The sequence below is a fragment of the Macrococcus sp. CoH-51_TC_04 genome (genome assembly GCF_058188655.1).
In genome coordinates this window covers 234,370-253,368 of record NZ_JBVGOY010000001.1, presented here as the reverse complement: position 1 = coordinate 253,368, position 18,999 = coordinate 234,370, and the positions used below count along the sequence as shown (strand labels likewise).

20 protein-coding genes and 1 pseudogene are annotated in these 18,999 nt (G+C 34.4%); 8 read left to right on the top strand and 13 right to left on the bottom strand.

All coding sequences use genetic code 11. From position 1 onward, the window contains the following. Positions 1–3: 3 nt before the first annotated feature. Positions 4–933, bottom strand: a complete 930-nt coding sequence (locus tag ACZ2V4_RS01255) for a metal ABC transporter solute-binding protein, Zn/Mn family (protein WP_490514427.1) — start codon at positions 931–933, stop codon at positions 4–6. A 179-nt stretch (positions 934–1,112) separates the two neighbouring features. Here ACZ2V4_RS01255 and ACZ2V4_RS01250 point away from each other — a divergent pair, with 179 nt between their 5' ends. From ACZ2V4_RS01250 to ACZ2V4_RS01235, 4 genes are all read left to right on the top strand, one after another. Further along, complete coding sequence (locus ACZ2V4_RS01250) at positions 1,113–2,306, top strand: GTP-binding protein (protein WP_283722174.1); 1,194 nt, start codon at positions 1,113–1,115, stop codon at positions 2,304–2,306. Positions 2,307–2,334: 28 nt separating this feature from the next. After that, the gene (rpmG, locus tag ACZ2V4_RS01245) at positions 2,335–2,484 is read left to right on the top strand and encodes a 50S ribosomal protein L33 (RefSeq protein ID WP_490514426.1); all 150 of its coding nucleotides are present in this window, start codon (positions 2,335–2,337) and stop codon (positions 2,482–2,484) included. Positions 2,485–2,660: 176 nt separating this feature from the next. Further along, positions 2,661–4,100 carry an amino acid permease gene (locus ACZ2V4_RS01240; RefSeq protein WP_490514425.1) on the top strand — a complete coding sequence of 480 codons (1,440 nt, stop codon included), beginning with the start codon at positions 2,661–2,663 and terminating at the stop codon, positions 4,098–4,100. 62 nt (positions 4,101–4,162) lie between these two features. Then, complete coding sequence (locus tag ACZ2V4_RS01235) at positions 4,163–4,480, top strand: hypothetical protein (protein ID WP_219494727.1); 318 nt, start codon at positions 4,163–4,165, stop codon at positions 4,478–4,480. Positions 4,481–4,616: 136 nt separating this feature from the next. Here ACZ2V4_RS01235 and ACZ2V4_RS01230 read toward each other — a convergent pair whose 3' ends face one another. The 4 genes from ACZ2V4_RS01230 to ACZ2V4_RS01215 are packed head-to-tail and all read right to left on the bottom strand — an operon-like array spanning position 4,617 to position 8,632. Further along, on the bottom strand, positions 4,617–5,426 hold the full coding sequence (locus ACZ2V4_RS01230) for a Cof-type HAD-IIB family hydrolase (RefSeq protein WP_219494726.1): 810 nt from the start codon (positions 5,424–5,426) through the stop codon (positions 4,617–4,619). Between the two features lie 26 nt (positions 5,427–5,452). Further along, positions 5,453–6,355 carry a homoserine kinase gene (gene thrB / locus ACZ2V4_RS01225; RefSeq protein WP_219494725.1) on the bottom strand — a complete coding sequence of 301 codons (903 nt, stop codon included), beginning with the start codon at positions 6,353–6,355 and terminating at the stop codon, positions 5,453–5,455. Beyond that, a complete protein-coding gene (gene thrC, locus ACZ2V4_RS01220; RefSeq protein ID WP_219494724.1) occupies positions 6,355–7,416 on the bottom strand; it encodes a threonine synthase in 1,062 nt (353 codons plus the stop codon). The genes thrB and thrC overlap by 1 nt, the downstream gene beginning before the upstream one ends. Before the next feature lies 1 nt (position 7,417). Beyond that, complete coding sequence (locus tag ACZ2V4_RS01215) at positions 7,418–8,632, bottom strand: homoserine dehydrogenase (protein WP_490514424.1); 1,215 nt, start codon at positions 8,630–8,632, stop codon at positions 7,418–7,420. 191 nt (positions 8,633–8,823) lie between these two features. Here ACZ2V4_RS01215 and ACZ2V4_RS01210 point away from each other — a divergent pair, with 191 nt between their 5' ends. The 3 genes and pseudogenes from ACZ2V4_RS01210 to ACZ2V4_RS01200 all read left to right on the top strand — a co-directional run. Further along, positions 8,824–10,170, top strand: coding sequence for an aspartate kinase (locus tag ACZ2V4_RS01210; protein ID WP_490514423.1), 1,347 nt, complete (start codon positions 8,824–8,826; stop codon positions 10,168–10,170). 117 nt (positions 10,171–10,287) lie between these two features. After that, on the top strand, positions 10,288–10,815 hold the full coding sequence (locus ACZ2V4_RS01205) for a hypothetical protein (RefSeq protein ID WP_120786769.1): 528 nt from the start codon (positions 10,288–10,290) through the stop codon (positions 10,813–10,815). A 95-nt stretch (positions 10,816–10,910) separates the two neighbouring features. Next, positions 10,911–11,162 (top strand): annotated as a pseudogene (locus ACZ2V4_RS01200) (integrase core domain-containing protein); the annotation flags it as partial. A 153-nt stretch (positions 11,163–11,315) separates the two neighbouring features. Here ACZ2V4_RS01200 and ACZ2V4_RS01195 read toward each other — a convergent pair. Together ACZ2V4_RS01195 and ACZ2V4_RS01190 are read right to left on the bottom strand one after the other, a co-directional pair. After that, positions 11,316–11,666, bottom strand: a complete 351-nt coding sequence (locus ACZ2V4_RS01195; protein WP_219494719.1) for a hypothetical protein — start codon at positions 11,664–11,666, stop codon at positions 11,316–11,318. A gap of 101 nt (positions 11,667–11,767) precedes the next feature. After that, entirely contained in the window at positions 11,768–12,271 is a 504-nt protein-coding gene (locus tag ACZ2V4_RS01190) for a hypothetical protein (protein WP_490514422.1), read from the bottom strand. Positions 12,272–12,539: 268 nt separating this feature from the next. Between ACZ2V4_RS01190 and ACZ2V4_RS01185 the strand changes: the two genes are divergently transcribed. Further along, entirely contained in the window at positions 12,540–12,929 is a 390-nt protein-coding gene (locus ACZ2V4_RS01185) for a hypothetical protein (RefSeq protein ID WP_219494717.1), read from the top strand. 541 nt (positions 12,930–13,470) lie between these two features. Here ACZ2V4_RS01185 and ACZ2V4_RS01180 read toward each other — a convergent pair. From ACZ2V4_RS01180 to ACZ2V4_RS01155, 6 genes are read right to left on the bottom strand one after another with little or no spacing between them, the layout of a single operon-like run. Continuing rightward, positions 13,471–14,331, bottom strand: coding sequence for an N-acetylmuramoyl-L-alanine amidase (locus ACZ2V4_RS01180; RefSeq protein WP_490514421.1), 861 nt, complete (start codon positions 14,329–14,331; stop codon positions 13,471–13,473). A gap of 55 nt (positions 14,332–14,386) precedes the next feature. Continuing rightward, positions 14,387–14,899: a phage holin family protein gene (locus tag ACZ2V4_RS01175; protein ID WP_012656885.1), complete on the bottom strand. Its 513-nt coding sequence runs from the start codon at positions 14,897–14,899 to the stop codon at positions 14,387–14,389. A 13-nt stretch (positions 14,900–14,912) separates the two neighbouring features. Beyond that, on the bottom strand, positions 14,913–15,191 hold the full coding sequence (locus ACZ2V4_RS01170; RefSeq protein WP_490514420.1) for a hypothetical protein: 279 nt from the start codon (positions 15,189–15,191) through the stop codon (positions 14,913–14,915). A 43-nt stretch (positions 15,192–15,234) separates the two neighbouring features. Then, positions 15,235–15,390 carry a hypothetical protein gene (locus tag ACZ2V4_RS01165; protein ID WP_490514419.1) on the bottom strand — a complete coding sequence of 52 codons (156 nt, stop codon included), beginning with the start codon at positions 15,388–15,390 and terminating at the stop codon, positions 15,235–15,237. Further along, positions 15,371–18,184 carry a phage tail spike protein gene (locus tag ACZ2V4_RS01160; RefSeq protein WP_490514418.1) on the bottom strand — a complete coding sequence of 938 codons (2,814 nt, stop codon included), beginning with the start codon at positions 18,182–18,184 and terminating at the stop codon, positions 15,371–15,373. The genes ACZ2V4_RS01165 and ACZ2V4_RS01160 overlap by 20 nt, the downstream gene beginning before the upstream one ends. Then, a complete protein-coding gene (locus ACZ2V4_RS01155; RefSeq protein ID WP_490514417.1) occupies positions 18,181–18,993 on the bottom strand; it encodes a distal tail protein Dit in 813 nt (270 codons plus the stop codon). The genes ACZ2V4_RS01160 and ACZ2V4_RS01155 overlap by 4 nt, the downstream gene beginning before the upstream one ends. Positions 18,994–18,999: the final 6 nt, after the last annotated feature.

Genomic DNA, 18,999 nt, shown 5'->3' with positions numbered 1-18,999 from the left:
CTCCTATTTATTTAAAGCTTCATCAATAGCTTTGACATTATCTTCCATTAATTGCTGATACGTAATATTCACTTTATCGTCTTTTGTTAATACAGCCATATTGTGAAACCTTACCGTTTTTGCATTCGTTTTATTCTTAATAATATCTGTCGTTTTGGATGGTATATTCTGCTCATATAAAATCACCGATGCTTTAGACTTTTCAATATTATTAATCATATTGATAATATCACTTTGGGAAGGTTCTTCATTGTTCATACCAGATACACCTTCTTGCATAAATCCATAGCGGTGTGCAAGATAACCTAATGAATCATGAGAGATATATACCGTATCATGCTTTTTATTCTTCGCAATATCTTTCATCTTGTTATCAATGGCATCAAGATCTTTGATCAGCTTGTTATAGTTCTCTTCATAGACCTTCTTATGCTTTTTATCTTTAGCAACGAGCTCATCTTTTATCGTCTTTGCAAAAGATTTATTAAACACTGGGTCTAGCCATATATGCGGGTCATGTACGCCATGATTATGATCTTCATGTTCATCACCATGTTCATGTGATTCACTGGCAAGCAAATCAGATTCTTTGATTTCATGTACTAATGACACGACTTTAGTTTTATCTTTTGCAATATTAGCAATCTTAGCACCAACCGGGTCCAAGTCTTTACCTGAATAGATAAAGATATCAGATTTCGCTACACGTAAAGAATCTTTTTGTGTAGGCTCAAAAGTATGGATATCGATTCCTTTCGGATAAATTGATTGCACTTCAACGTGCGATCCACCAATTTGCTCAATAATACTCTTATATGCAAATACTGTCGTATAGACCTTTAGTTTACCCTCCTTTTGAACTGTATCTGCTGAACCACAAGCTGATAACAGCATCACTACCATTACCACTAATAGTGAAAAATACTTCTTCATTTCATCATCTCCTATTTCGTAATCGTTACGTTTTAATATTCTATACTTCTTTATTTACAAATGCAATAGATAGAAGCAAGATTATCTGAAGAATTATCTTTTTGATTTTTTACTTTACAAATGGTCATAAAAGCGATAACATATTAAAACGTAATGATTACGAATTGGAGGTTATACATTTGAAAGTCCCTATTACGGTATTAAGCGGATTTCTAGGAAGCGGGAAAACAACATTGCTTAATCATATATTGATGAATAACGAAGACAAACGCGTTGGTGTCATCGTAAATGACATGTGCGAGATTAATGTTGATGCTGACCTAGTAAATATGTCACGTACCGATGAAAAGATGATACAGTTACAAAATGGTTGTATATGTTGCACGTTACGAGAAGATTTGCTGGTTGAAATTAATAAGCTCATTACAACTTCAGAATTAGATTATATTGTTATTGAATCTACTGGCATCTCTGAACCTTTACCAGTAGCTCAAACGTTAACATTAAACGATGAAGTGCTAGGTATAAACTTAAGTGACAATACAGTGTTAGATACGATGGTTACAGTTGTTGATGCGAACAGATTCTGGGATGATTATGCATCAGGTGAATCGCTGCTTGAACGCCAGATGGCAAATGATGAGCATGATACACGTGAAGTCATTGACTTATTAATTGATCAAATTGAATTTGCAAATGTTATTCTATTAAATAAAACGGATTTAGTACATGAGGAAGATGTTAAGGAACTACGTGCATTAATCCATCAGTTAAACCCGGATGCACTAATTTATGAGACAGATCACTCAAAAATCCACATGGATAAAATTTTAAACACGAAGTTATTTGACTTTGAAAAAGCATCTCAAAGTGCCGGATGGTTAAAAGAATTAAACGATGAGCATACACCGGAAACTGAAGCGTATGGTATCGGCTCATTTGTATATAGAAGAAAGCGCCCTTTCCATCCTGAACGTTTTATGCATTTCCTAGAAAACTTTTCATTAGATGTTATACGTTCAAAAGGATTCTTCTGGTTGGCATCCCGTAATGATATGTGTGGATTAATCAGCCAGGCAGGTAACTCGATGCAGATTCAAGGTGCTGGTGAATGGATTGCAACGTTAAGTACGGATGAGATAGCTCTGGAAATGATAGAAGATCCTACACTTAAGGAGAGATGGGATGCATTCGGTGATCGCCAGACTGAAATCGTTTTTATCGGAATCGAAATGAATCAACAGCAAATTGTATCTGACCTTGATCACTGTTTATTAACAGACGAAGAAATGAAGATGGACTGGACAATATTTAATGATCCTCTGCCTCAGTTTACGGTAGCAGAAACAAATCCTGATATCATATTAGACTAAAACAAATGAATTTATAGGAGTGAACAAAATGAGAGTAAATATTACTTTAGCTTGTACGGTATGTGGCGATAGAAACTATATCACGAAGAAAAATAAAAGGAATAATCCTGAGCGTCTTGAATTGATGAAATACTGTCCAAGATTAAAAAAATACACCTTACACCGTGAGACAAAATAATAATTATTAACAATTTTTCTGGACTACGAAGAGTCAACACTTATTTTCATAGTCCAGTTTTTACTCGCATTTACACTTTAACGTTTAAAAGCATAAACGCATTAAAACTTTTTCTTGATAAATTTTCTTAATTATCTTACAATAGGGATTATATTTTTAGGAAGATAGGTGATTATATGGAACATAAGAAGATGGATAGAGATTTAAAGACTCGCCATATTTCAATGATAGCAATCGGAGGTTCGATTGGTACAGGATTATTCATGGCAAGTGGTGCAGTTGTTGCACAAGCTGGACCCGGTGGTGCAGTTGTCGCATATGCTGTTATCGGTATTATGATTTACTTTTTAATGACAGCACTTGGAGAACTCGCAACATTTTATCCCGTGTCTGGTGCATTTAATGCTTATGCAACCCGTTTTATTGATCCAGCTGCAGGGTTTACAGTTGGTTGGTTTTACTGGATTATTTGGAGCTTAGTAACAAGTGTCGATATATTATCTGCTGCTAAAGTCCTAAGTTACTGGGAGATGTTCGGTGGCATTCATCCTTTTATATGGAGTCTTATTTTTCTAGCATTGATTTTCATGTTGAATGCATTTTCTGTTAAATCTTTCGGAGAAGCTGAATACTGGTTCAGTATTATTAAAGTAGCAACCATCTTCTTATTTTTGATCATGGGGTTATTACTTATTTTTGGAATTATTGGTGGTGAGCCTATTGGATTTAAAAACTTTACGGTTGGTGATGCCCCTTTCCATAATGGTATATTCGGATTACTGGGAGTATTAATTGTCGCTGGATTCTCATTTGGTGGAACTGAAGTCGTGGCTGTTACAGCGGGCGAGTCTGAGAATCCAAGTGAATCTATGCCAAAAGCAATTAAGCAAGTCTTCTGGAGAATTTTATTGTTCTATATCGGTTCTATATTTATTATTGCTTGTATTATCCCATATACAGATCCTCAGCTCATTAATGAGAATAGCGATGTGTCTATGAGTCCATTTACTATCGTATTCGATAAAGTAGGTATCCTGTTTGCTGCTTCTGTAATGAATGCAGTGATATTAACTGCTGTGCTTAGTGCAGGTAACTCTGGATTGTACGCAACAAGCAGACTATTATTATCATTAAGTCAGGATAATAAAGCACCGAGGTTTGTTGGAAAACTAAATAAAAATAATATGCCATTTAATGCATTAATAGTAACAACAGGTTTCGTTATACTCACATTAATCTATGCAAACATCAATGCAGGAGGTTATTTCAAACTATTAAACATGGTGGGATCGCTTGTTCTAATCGTATGGCTTATCAGTATAATAAGTCATATGCGTCTAAGAAATGCAATTATAAAACAAAATAAAGATATCGACGCTTTACTTGCATATAAAGCACCCTTATTCCCATTAGGACCGATTATCGTAATTTGTACCATTATTTTCTTGTTAGTTGGTCAGTCATTTGGGGATATTAAGGCGATGAATTATGTTAAGGTCGTTGAATCATATATTCCTATTATCGTTGCAATCATAACTTATTTTAGCTATAAATTAGTTAAACGTACAAAAGTCATTAAACTTGAAGATATCAATCTTGAAAAGCATACGTTATAAGACAACAACCCTATACATTGTATAGGGTTTCTTTGTATAATATGTATAAAGGAGTGGTGATAATGAGTAATGGACAAATTAACCTATTTGATGACGTACTAAAAACTGATGAAAAATTTGTAATTGTAGTGCAGGGTGTCTATGAAAAACATAACCAGATTATTAAAAAGATTTTACGTGAATATCCAGGACTAGATCGCACTGCAATGATCCGATTATTCGACCATCTAAAGGATACGTACCTTTATGAGCCGTTTGAAGACGATATGGTATTCTACGATATTACTGTCTATACAAATGAAGATTATGCTGCTGATAATATATTTGCACATACAAAAAGACATCGCAATGCTTCAGAATGGACACATACAGCAAAATAATTGTTGCTGCTTGTCAAAAAAGAGGCCAGAAAATTCTGACCCCTAGATTTATCAAGATTATAACATCATTGCTTCGTACTCCATAGATTACATAATTTTCAAGATGCTTCATTATCATCAACATATCAATGAAGCATCATTTTTTATATAGATATGTTTCTATTATTTGTGCGATTCCATCCTCATCATGACTGAGTGTGATGACATCTGCAGCTTCTTTAATCGTATTATTCGCATTCCCCATCGCCACGCCCAGTCCTGCAAATTCAAGCATATCTTTGTCATTATTGCTGTCACCAAATGCAATAATTTCTGACTGCTGAATTCCAAGCTGCTCCGCCAGACGTTGTAACACCTTTCCTTTTGAAACATCACGATGCATAAATTCAAGGAAGAATGGCTTTGAGGTCGTAGCGTGGATGTCAGAACCAAAACTTCCTTCCAGCTGCTTGTTTAAAACCTCAATATGTTCAATATCTCCGACGCCCATTACTTTAGGCACATCTTCTGTAATGACAGTTTGCAGATTGTCTACTTTAATCATTTCTAAACCTGTAAGTTCACCTTCTACTTGTTCGTAGGCTGACTGACCTTCATAATAAATTGTGTTGTCCTTATATGTCAGTGCCATTACATTTTCCTTTCTTAAAAATCGTAAAATTTCACTAAAATGCGCTTGCTGAACATATGTTGCATCTACAACTGTGCGATCATTCATCCTTGTTACAACAGCCCCGTTATAGCTGATAATATAGGATTGATGTGTGTCCAGCTGTAGTATTTCTGCTGCATCTATCATACCACCTGTCGGCCTGCCGGATGCCAGCACAACCATAGCACCATTATTCTGTGCCTCTATCAATGCCTTGATCGTTGAAGGCAATATTTCGTTCTTAGATGATAGTAATGTATCATCCATATCGAGCACTATCAGTTTATAGTTCATTTTCTCACTCCTAAAAATTGATAGTATTAGTTTACCATACGACCTTCTTTTTCAAAGGTAATTACGCCTTCCTGATCGGGTTCTATGCTTTTTACGTCACAGTCGGGTAACTTTAGTAGATTGAAACGATTTTCATCATACTGCTTAGGATGAGATACAATAAAGATCGATGGCCCTGCCCCACTTAAAAATGCAAAGCAGTCCTCAGTGATAACATCCTTCACCATCTGATAATGCGGCACAAGGTGTGCACGATACTGTTCGTGATAAAGATCACTTGTCATCATCTTCCCCATTGTCCTATAATCTTCAGAGTAAAGTGCTGCTATAAGCATATTACCTATTGCACCTGCACGAACTGCATTTTCAAACGATATGTGGTCGGGAAGGACATTTCTTGATGCTTCAGTTTTCAGTTCATAATTAGGAACTACAACCATGATCGGCCACTTAATCACAGGAACATCTAATGTCACCGTTTCATCGGTTACATTATTATAATATCCTGCAACAATACCACCTTTAATACTCGGTGCAACATTATCTGGATGTCCTTCAATTCGAGAGAGTATACGAATACGTTCTTCTCTTGTTAAATTTAATTGATAGAAATGATTGATAATTTCAAGGCTTGCAATGAGTGCTGAACCACTACTTCCCAGGCCACGCGCTAATGGGATATCAGAATACATTATAACTTTAAACTTTTTTTCTTCTAGATTAAACTGCTGCATAAACAGTCGACACATCTTCCTGATGTAATGATCATCATTATCATCCAGTTCAGATAGTACATCACCGAGATGCTGAATTTCCCAGTTTTCACTTTCTTCTACTTCAAGTTCAAGATAGATGTTTACAGCCATACCGATCGAATCAAATCCTGGTCCTAAATTGGATGTTGACGCTGGGACTTTTATATATAGCATTATACTCGCTCCTCAATGTATCTAATAATCGCTGATTCATCGTTCTTTAGCACAGCAGGCTGTATTTCAATTGAATCAATCGCAGTCTGCGGGTCTTTAAGCCCATTTCCCGTTAATACTGCAACAATCGTCTGCCCCTTTGACAGACGACCTTCACGTTTTAACTTTAACAGACCAGCAATACTTGCATTGCTGCCCGGTTCAGCAAAGATACCTTCTTTCTTTGCAATTAAGTCATATGCTTCTAGTATCTCATCATCTGTTACAGCATCTATCATTCCTTCCGATTCATCACGTGCTGCTTCTGCGAGCTTCCAGCTTGCAGGATTCCCGATACGAATCGCAGTAGCAATCGTTTCTGGCTGCTCGATAATACGACCTTTTACAATCGGTGCAGCACCTTCTGCCTGGAAACCATACATTTTTGGTAAACCAACGTTATGATTTGCATCATATTCTTTAAACCCCTTCCAGTATGCCGAAATATTACCAGCATTTCCAACAGGAATCGCTAACACGTCTGGAACTTGTCCAAGCTGTTCAATTACTTCAAAAGCAGCTGTCTTCTGACCTTCTAGTCGATATGGATTAACGGAGTTTACTAGTGCGATATCATCACGTTTTTCTGCAACATGTCTTACAATCTTCAATGCTTCATCAAAGTTACCTTCGATAGAAACGATATCAGCTCCATAAACGATTGCCTGAGCCAATTTACCCATAGCAATCTTCCCTTCCGGAATTACTACAATCGTTTTCATTCCGGCTCTTGCAGCATAGGCAGCTGCTGAAGCTGAAGTGTTCCCCGTAGAAGCGCAAATGACAATTTCTTTCCCCTCTTCCTTAGCTTTTGCTACAGCCATCACCATACCGCGGTCTTTAAATGAACCTGTAGGATTCGCACCTTCATATTTCACATATACTTCATTTTCAAGAACCTCTGAAAGATGAGCACAATGTATCAATGGCGTACCGCCTTCATTTAATGTGAGTTTCGGTGTTGCCTCACTTACGGGTAAAAAATGCTTATATTCTGCGATTAACCCTGACCATCTGTTCATTCTATACACCTTCAATTCTATAAGTTTTATAGTTTAATTGCTGTTCTTCTAGATATTCATAATTTACTTCTCGGTCTGTTTCAATTGCAAGCATGCCATCCCTTACAATATGTCTTTCAACTGAAATTTCATTCAGTATTGCTTCAATATTACTATCTGCATACAAATCGATAATCAAAAGTAAACAAGAAGGCTGTTCACGCGTCTCCTGCTTAATTTCAAGATGCAGCGGCAAGTTGTGAAGATCTGTCCCTATGAGTTCTATTACGTTCAGGATATCACTGACAACAGCACTTCCAGTTGCAAGACTACCGGCTCCTTTACCGTAATACATTGTATCTCCAACAGCATTTCCATCAATGTAAATTGCATTATATTCGTATTCGACATGCGATAACTGATGATCAGATGGAATGCACATCGGTTCTACATATAGAGATACATCATCACCATTCATGACACCACTACCAATCAATTTAATGCGATATCCAAAAGCTTTGGCAATATCGATATGCGATAACTTCACTTCTCTGATCCCTGTATATCGACAATCCTCAAGTTTTCTGAATTGATTAAAAGCAAGATAGCTCATAATGGTTACTTTTCTGGCAGCATCTATACCATCTACATCTGCTGTAGGATCTGCTTCAGCAAAACCTAATTCTGTAGCAATTCGTAATGCTTCTTCATAAGATTGTCTTTCATGTGTCATCTTACTCAATATAAAATTAGACGTTCCATTGAATATTCCCATAAACTTACCGATACCGTTCGCGTTCAAACCATAATTCAAAGCATTTACTACAGGAATACCTCCAGCGATGCTGGCTTCATATTTTAAAGAGACACCGTTACTATGGGCCGCTTGCTCCATCTCTTCTAGATGCTCTGCAAGTAGATCTTTATTTGCAGTAATTACATGCTTCTTCTGATTCAATGCATAGAGTAATATCTCTTTCGTATTTTCTATTCCACCCATTACCTCGACATACATATCTATCGTATCATCATTTTTGATATCTTCTATATTATCAGTGAGTTGATAATGTGCGATCTCGATACTTCTTGGCTTTGTTACATCAGAAACAAGTATCCATGTAATTCGAATATCCGTATTCAACTTCTCTTTTATCTGTTCATGGTTCTCCTTAAGGATCTGAACGACACCCGTACCCACCGTTCCTAGACCTAATAACGCAATATTAATTTGTTTCATTATCTCACTCCCGATTATGTATTTACCGAGAATACAAATGTATTCTTGAAAAGGATTCATAAATATAGTATAACTAAAACATCAGCAATGTAAAGATTTATAGAATAATTTATGAAAATGATCATATACTCTATATTCTATTACACTTTAAAGATAAAATAACAATAACATTAAGCGAAATGAGTGATTTTATGAAAGTTTGTAAATTTGGTGGTTCAAGTGTGGCCGATGCTAAACAGATTAAAAAGATACTGAATATTATTAATAATGATGCAACGAGGAAATACATTGTCGTATCTGCACCCGGAAAACGTCATAATAAGGATGTTAAAGTTACAGATTTGCTTATTGCTCTGGTAGAAGCTGTTACATATAAAAAAGATTATCAGGAGCTCATCTCACAAATACTTGAACGATTTCTACAAATAGAACGAGAGCTGAATATACGTCACTCATTAATCGAGACTTTCCGTACTCAGCTCAATGACTATATTATGCGCTATCAAGATCAGCCCGAGCGACTGACAGATGCTTTGAAGAGCTGCGGAGAAGATTTCAATGCGCAGCTTATAGCAAGCTACAACAACGAACAAGGAATAATGACGACTTATTTATCTCCAGGAGATATTGGGCTTATCGTCAGTGATGAACCCTCTAATGCCATCGTATTAGAAGAAAGCTATGAAAAAATAAAAAATAATCTTGCTCATGCTGAAGGCAAAGTAATCATTCCTGGATTTTTTGGTGTTAATAAGAACGGAGATATCAACACCTTCTCTCGTGGAGGCAGTGATATTACAGGGGCAATTATCGCCAGCAGTTTAAGCAGTGATGTCTATGAGAATTTTACAGATGTATCAGGTATTTTCTCAGCAAATCCCAATATCGTTGATCATCCTGCTTCAATTATACAGTTGACATATGAAGAAATGCGAGAACTCTCCTATGCTGGTTTCAGTGTGTTTCATGATGAGGCATTACTTCCTGTCTATCGTTCTCAAATACCTGTAAACATCAAGAATACGAACGACCCAGATCACCCAGGAACACTCATTACGAATACACGACAATCTACAGGTGTCGTTGGTGTAAGTTGTGATACAGGGTTTGCCAGTATTAATATGAAGAAATATTTGATGAACAGAGAAATTGGATTTACACGTCGTCTCTTATCAATTCTAGAAGATATGAATATTTCATATGAACACATGCCTTCTGGAATCGATGATATTAGTATTATATTACGCGCCCACCAGCTTGAAGGAAAGGAAGCAAAGTTACTAGAAAAAATAGAACACGAATTAAAAGTAGACGCTCTTTCAATAGAAAAGAATATCGCAATACTGATGGTTGTAGGTCTAGGTATGAAAACACTTGTAGGTACCGCTAATAAAGCAACAGAGGCATTTAAGGCTCGCAATATCAATTTAAAGATGATCAATCAAGGCTCATCAGAAATAAGTATGATGTTTGGTATCGAGGATAAAGATGCAGACCAAGCGGTACTTGCCGCATATGAGGCATATTTTACGCATTAACAAAGCTCATATATAGAGGAACCGATTCCAATTAAGTATAGACGATTCACATATTTCTATTAACTCAAGTGGTAAAATATCTTCTTTCTACCCTAATTAAAAATGGAGGGCTATGTTTTGAGAGTTACAAGCTTTGCTTATAATATACATTTGAATGACTTAGAATATAATTACAAAAATAACCAATTAACATCTGAAGGGCGAAGACTTTCTCTTATTCCAATCGGTGCAGATTTTAAAAAAGTTGAATTGTTTAGTAATGAAGATAATGAAGGATATTTTGAAGGTAGTATTTGTATTGAAGACAGTGGAAATATAATTGTAGACAAACATGTTCAGACTGGTGACTTATATATGCTATGGTATGATTTATATCAAGCAACTATTATGAATGAGTATATAATTTCATATTTAGATGTAGATTTTGAAATTTATACATTTAAAAAAGAAAATAATATTGTTCTTACAATTTTAGAAGAAAAAGATAAACGTACAACATATTCATTACCTTTAAATGAATTCAATCATGCTGTAAAAGAAGGATTAATTGAATTTTATAATCACTTGAATCATGATTATATGCGTAATGACTTTGATAGTCCATACTACTTTAAACTTAAAGATATTTATACTGATATTTGTTAGTTATATCTTATTTACTAGTAACCCCAAGAGAAACAGACATATTCGTTAATGAATATGTCTGTTTCTTTATTAGTTATGCAACCTTACGACACGTAGATTGTTTAAAGACTTTTGAAATCAAGCGTTCATTAAGTACTCAAGGTTGACCTTATGATAATGCAGTTGCAGAAGCAACGATGAAAGCACTGAAAACCGAATTTGCAAAACAGATGAAATTTGAAAGCTTAGAACAGTTAGAAACAGAATTATTTGATTATGTGAATTGGTACAACAATTTTAGACCACATTCTTCATTACAGTATTTAACACCAATGGCGTTTAAAGTTCTACACATGAAAAGTGTCTAAGAAACTGTTGACATTCCATTGGTTTGATTTTTAACCAACACTTTTTATGGATCAAGTAAGCGTTAGCGCGCTAGGAAAATAAAAAAACTGCGAAGCAGAGTCGTACGCACTCTACTTACACAGTTTATTTTACATTCCTGCATAACCAGTTAATTAACTTCTTTTATGTGGATTATTATCAAAATTATAGTTTATATTTTTAAACTGTTCTATAACTTTTCTTTTTTCTAACTTTCCATCTTTAATATCTATAGGGCTGTATACTGTAGGATCAAACACCTTACATCCACTTTTAATCCATTCTTCTCTCGATAATTGGTGTGCCTTTTCTACAGCTTCTTTATCATTTAAAGTCTCATAGTTTATGCCTGGATTATCATAATCATCGACACCATATTCAAAACCACAACAAGCACATATGACATTGCTACCCGCAAAGTCTTCGTAATATGGAGTTTCATCTAAATCTAGGTAACCACAAACACAACAAGTAAATATATTCATATTATTCTCCTACTGTTTATTAAAATATAAAATACCCCTACTATTTTTTAAGTAAACAAATGCAAGATATTAATGAAGTTTTATATGTTCTATGCTTCTTTTCACATACTACTCCAAGTCCACAATACATTTGTTACAAATATTACTTTTTCTTCGTCTTTTCTTATGTAATAAAGTATATCTAACTTATCATTTTCACCTAAATTAATATAATCTACAAAGTTCATTTCCGTTATAGAGACCATGCGCTTGAACTTCAAATCAAATTTACTTTCTATTTGTTTGAGATAATTAGGAATTTTTTCTAAAGATTCCTGCCTGAGGTTTAAATTAAAATCATTACTATCGTCACTTATAATTATATGACTATTCAAAATATTTAGTTCATCTATCACATACATAAAATTTGCATCCTTTGGAATAGAATGTTTAGTATTTTCAATTAGAACATTGATAATTTGATATTCTTTCCCATTGATATCTTCATTCATAAAACCTATTTGCGGAACATATAATTCTATATATCCATTATATTTAATAAAATTTTCATGATAATTATCCAAGGTTGCTTTAAATATTTTCTTAAGTCCTCTATGTTTTTTCATATACTCTCACCTTTTATAATTTTATTCTACCTTTTATAATATTTCTACATGACAACAAACCTATTTTATACTATTTTTAGTAAATTGTGTTAAACTACATTATAATTATATAAAATTAATAGGAGTTTTATTTAGTCAAATACACAGGTAGAAACACAGGTGCTAAAATTCTATAAAATAAAGCGACAGGTACAATATTAGTAGTAAAAAATAATCATGTCGTAACTTCATATATACAAAAAAAGAATGTATAAAAGGACACAAAAATATGGAAAAAAAGTTCGTACTTAAAGATAGAGACTATAAAGAAAATAATATAGCTCTTATATTAGTAAAAAAGGAAGAAAGAGATGTATGTACTGTATATAACTTGATAATAAGTTATGACAATAGGAATGTTTCAAAAGAAATCGCGTTATTCGAAGAAGATATACTTTTAATGAATACATATAAGCTTGAAAATACTCTCAACTTTCTATATTTTACAGAACCAGACTTATCTTTCACAATAATTGATTTAGAGGACGGTATTCTTGTTTACATTAATTTGGACTCCGGAATTGAATACTCAAATATAGCTACAGATTCAGGATTATCAATAAGACTTAATATCACTTATGATTCTTTTACAAGATTCTTATCATCCATTACACTTTAATTAAACCTTTATTATAGGACATTTATCCTATAATATTAGAACTTACACAAGCTTTGAAATATTGATTCCATTTAAAAAGGGAGAGAATACTAGATTCTCTCCCTTTTTAGATATTTGATTTTGATTATATATTCATTTTGTTTAATACCTGGCATTTACTAGATAAATTCTATTTGTCTTTGATTTAATAAGCAATATGCAGCCTACTTCTATTAATACTGCTTCATATATTGGTCACGTTCCCACTCAGACACCTGCATACGGTAGATAAATACTGTGATTATAAGTGATTATAAGTGTATAATATCAACGTTTTATAAATTGAACAATGTTAACTTATATATAATAATTTATTAGTAGTTACCCAATTAATCACCCATTTTTATAAGTGTTTAAATCTTGGGTAACTTTCTAAAAACACCACATGTTAATTGATTAGGTGTTTTCGGCTATTTAACCGAATTTTAAATTATTCGGGTATATGACCGAAATAAAAAAAGCCCTACACTCAAATTAATGAGTGCAGGGCTAGTAATCATGCTTATTTAATTGTTCCCCAAAGTGATCCATCAACGCCATTTTTATGTGTTCTGATTGGTAAGTAGATACGCTTTCCATCATTCGCATCATAAGCGATCCAAACATATCCGTCTTGTACCATTACTTCATCATACTTAACTGTAGCTTTAGCAGGTAACTTTCCTGCTTTATTCTTAGCAATTACAAATGGTCCAACGTAATATGCTTGGATAGGCTCACTACCACTAATGAAAGTACCTTTTTCGTTTTTCCAGCGAGTACCGTACTGATTGACCTTCCAACCACCTGTATTTTTAGCAGGTGCTTTTTGTACAGGCTTATTAACTGTACTTGCCTGAACTGTTTTACCATTATTTAAAGCGACAAGGTGCTTTTGTACTTTATCTCTAAATTGTTGATATGTTCCAGTAGCATGCATTTTGTGAGGACAGTCTTTACCAGACCAATCATAATGTCGTTTTAGTCGGCTCATATCCCAACCTCTTTCGTGCATAACGTGAGCGATATATAACGCTGCGTTTTCTTCTGCTTGCATATAACGTTGTGACTTAGGACCACTATATCCATTATCCATTGAACGTGCGATTTCGATTCCGATAGATTTCATGTTTCCGTTACCTCTACCATCTCCGGAATGCCAAGCGTTACGACTGAAAGGAATTAATTGATGTACTTCATTTTCATCGATAACTACATGATACGATGTTTCGCTATTATTTGAGTTATGATACGCTGCTTCTTCTCTAGCACTCGCTGTATTACCTGTATTGTGAACTGTAATATACTCAGGATCCATTGAGAAAGGTGCTTTTAAACTATATTTGCTTGCTGGTAACCATGAATTAATAATTTTATATGTCATGTTATTTCTCTCCCTATAATTTGTATTTAAAAAAGACAACTCATAGTGAGCTGCCTTAATTTATTTCTTCGTTTTTTTCTGACTGAACTTTAACGCTTACATCAACCTGTCCCCCAGGCAAATCTTTTGAATGTTTAGCTGTGAATTCTTCTTTCACTTCTGTTGTAATTGACTGCTTATCATTCTCACTTAAGATAACTGCTAATTTCTCTGATATATTTGCAGGTACTAGCACACCCATCTGTGCACAATTTTCAATAATAGAAAGCCCCTCGTTGGCGATGTAGAACATAATTGTGACGATGACCAATCCACCATTTAATTGAAGTATCTGATCAATCACGTTAGCCAATACGATGATACAGAATACCATCAATTTTCTAGCAAAGCCGAATAATGACTTTCTCGACCATAAATTCTTGTTATACACCGCTTTAGCAATACCTGTCACGATGTCTACTAGCATCAATATACATAAGAAGTGTAGTAATCTGATATCTCCTCCATATAAATAAATTTTAAGCATCTCGATATTTTCCAAATTCATTCCTCCGATTGTTATCCACATTTTTCACCACCTCTTATAACGTTTCTTCTACGACTACTTCCCCATTTTCATTGTACTTAGTACGTTCAACATCTTGTTTTACATAGAAAGTTTTTGTTCCATTGTCGAATATTGCTGCTAACATATTCTGCATCTTACAGAACTGTTTCGCTTGCTCCTCATCTTTAAATTTAAAAGCGTTACTAGGCGTTGCACCTGCTACAAATCCATTTGAATAGTTACGTGTTAAACAACTTTCTGAACCACTTGCATTTCTTTCTACTAAATAAAACTCTTGAATTTTTTCTGTCATTTGAATGACCTCCTGTTTTTTATTTATAAAAAAAAGCTACAGTTTATTCTGCAACTTCTTGATTATCATTATTTTTTTCTAGTTGTTCTAAAGCATCATCTAACATTGCCTGGACCATCACTTTATCCGCTACCGCCATCATGAGTTGTTGTTGTAGTAATGTTACTTCTTTTTCTAAATTACGCTGTGGTTGATTCATTTAATTTGTCCTCCAATATTTTTAGTCTACTTTCTAAATCGTTATTTCTTTCAATCTGCTCTTGTAACCCTTTTGTTACAGTCCAAAGTACCGCTCCATTATCTACTCCATTCTTGTTGCTAGACAACCAAAAGTCTGGAAGTTTATATCCTTCACCAATAACTGAGCCTCTAGTAAGATAGTTGAGATCAGTTTTATAATAGAACTCATAGATATCAACTTCGTTTGCAAGAACATCTGAAGCATTTACTTCCCATTTACGAATACCTGTTTTCCATTCTTCCCTAGACTTCTGCGTCCATCTATTATAAGAAATACCATTGAAGTCAGCATCGTTAGCTCGAATATTCTTATACGTTATGTTTCCACCGTTATATCCAGCTTTGCTCACTACACGTAACTCATCGTGACACATAGCGTATATATTACTTTCAGCAGCTTCAATGTTCCCGATTATCTTTTCACCACTAAAGTATTGTGCGTACATCTGAACCCTGTTTACGCCATCTGCATCTAGAGCAAACACCTTACTGCCTTTCAAAAGTACTTCACCATAGCTAGACTTTAAACTTAAATGTCGATTATTAGATAGAATACCTACGTGTCCTTGTTCGACACCATCAGATGACTGTATAGACATATAACTACCACCAGAACCAGCTGTTGAATTATATGGTGTAGTACGTTTTAATACTAGATTTTGACCGTCTTTATTAATTTCTAAACCACTATCTTCAGTACGGATATAGAAACGTTTATTAGCATTGAGATACAATCCATACTCCGATTCAATCTTTAATGCCTGCCCAGAATAGACATGCATCCCTTGTCCCGTCACATCACTACCGAATGTTTCTTCTGCAAAGAAGTCTATAAATCTTGCACCATTTTTATCTGGTGATGCTGAATGGATCTCCCTTTGTGTTGTTACTGATTTATCATTGAGAGATAGCCATCTAGTGATACCCGTCTGTTTTTTACCACCTGAACTCTTACTGATTAGTCCACTTCTATATGTACCATTCCAACTTTCTGTATATGATTCATAAGTAGCTGAACCTTCGGGGAATGTGCGTGTGAATGTACCTGTAGAACGAATCTTGCCCCCAGATAATACTGTTGTTTCATCATCGGAAGAACCCCGCACAGTAGCCCTGTTTAAGTCGATGTCTATTGCTTGAATATTTCTAATAAAAGCTGATTTACTTGTCAAACCTGTTATATTAGCACTGTTAGAAAATAATTTGTCTATAAGGGCTGTGCCAGAATCAATATGTTCTGCTTTAATCACGTTAGAAGTAAGTATGTTAGACCTCAAATTTGAAATATTTGCATTAACTGCTTCGAGAGATTTTGTTTTTATTATCTCGCTAAAAAGATAATTTGAACCTAAAGTGTTCGCAAACATATTATCAGATATCAATCTGTTTATTAATAGTTCGTCTATTTGAAGAACAGATGATGGTAATGCGTTCGGTTGTTTTAACGCATTCAATTCATTATCTATTTCTTCTGATAGTCTCCTTTCTGCAGATTCAACTTCAGATTGTGCATTAATCTTTACCTGTTCAATAGCTTTAGCGAAACTCAGTGTTTGCTCTTCGAAGTTTGCATCGAATTCTTTTTTTAGCTTAACAATGTAGCTATTAGCTTCTTTTTTTGTTTCTTTGATTTCATTGCTTATACGCTCTCTATACTTATCTTGTTTAAAATAAGTATAATCGCCTAAATCTAATTCCGTTAAGTCGTGATTAAGAAGGTTCACTCTCATATTTTCTACACGAGCTTTTTTAATGATATCAATTTCTTTGTAGATAATCGCGATTTCATCACCTAAATAGTACTCTCCTACCTTTGAAACAGTAGTCGAGTATGTGACTTTAGGGACACAGTTTTGTTTTAACCACTCCCATGTTTTATCAGCTAAAACTTTTTGATCTTGGATATCACTAAATTCAATTATTGCTATTCGAGGTTTTATTTTAGCTGTTTTTTCGTCATAGTATCCATATTTTTCTGTAGCGCTAACGATTTCTAAATAATCTTGACCTAAAGGCTTGTTGTAACCATCTTTAGACCATGTCAAATCATCAAAAAGGACTTTAGCGTTTAAAGCTGTATTCGTATCATCACTGGTCCCTCTGCCTATCGCTGCAGTATAAACTTCTGCATCATCTTGCTCTTGCGTGATACTGAGTATGTTTGTTCCGTAATGATATCTATCGCCAGTCCATCTGCCTAATTTATTACGAATATAAATATTTTTAGAAGTAACCTTCCTGCCATCAAAAGAAAAGTCATAGTCAAACTCTACATTATATTCTTCGATAATTAATTTCCTGGCATCTATCGGTGTCATATAATACAAATCTATATTTTTTTCTTTTGTCGTGTCGTAATCTCGAACAGTCCACCCTGTACCCTCAAACGCGACATTCGCAACCTTGCGAGCATCAGCATTGATTAGTCGCTTATCGCGAATAACACTCATCGCTTTAGCTTCATCGAAAAATAGATGAACGCCTGTAATAATAAGTTGTTTGCCATCGATTTTTCTATTATGGATTTTATACAATTGAAACTTTTTATGATAGTCAAAATGACCGAAAAATAAAGCATTATCGAATGATTTCTTATGATTGAAGATTTGACCCTGTTCAGTTTTATAGAATAGAGGAACTTCAATTTCAGCAGTATACAAGCCGTTGATTTCAAGTTCTTGAATTGCACTAACGATATTTCTGCGAGGGATAACCTTTATTAACTCTTTTTTGACATCGAATAGATATATCATAAAAATACACCTCGATATTTGATCGTGATTTTACTTGGTGCGGGAAGAAAAGTGACTTGATCACCTGTCTTAATATCAAATTCTTCCCAATCGGATGTAATATTAAGATTAGTCAAAGCATTAGTATCTAAATTTGATTTAGTAATTCTATTCTCTAAAACATCTATCTTGTATATTTTTTCTACAGATGGGTTTAAACCAACGAGTTTTATCCCTTTTTTAGTTTTCGTATTGATAATATCTAACGTAGTGCCTACTCCAGAATATTCGACTTCAATATAAGGTTTAACAGGAAAATCGCTTAATATACTCAAAATTGCCGAGCTACTGTAACTTATAGTCTGTACATCAGAGTATTTGAATGGATCAGTGCATAATATATCGATATTAAATATCTGTTCGTTCGAATCCTCTTTAGGATTGTCGCTGGCTGTATAAATACCATAATATACTCTGTCTATTTCATCGCTAAAGCGTATAGATACTATCTCGCGTTTCGAAAACATTTTATTCAACTGTTCGTACTTTTTTCTCAAAGTAGCGTTATCTTTAGCGCTAATCAACATCTCTACCTGTAATGTTCTGGCTTTCAATGTAGCACTTTGAAATAATTCTCCATCGATACCGTCAGGAGTAACTGTATTGATGTTATACTCTAACGCAGCACGACCTGTCACGTTCAATGTGATGATATCACAGTTAATATCAGATAGAGTTTTATCTATATTTACATCGTTATAAATCAGTTGATTGGCACTAGTCACGCTAGAACGCGCTATGTTATTCATATCTGTAAAATTATAATTCATTTATCC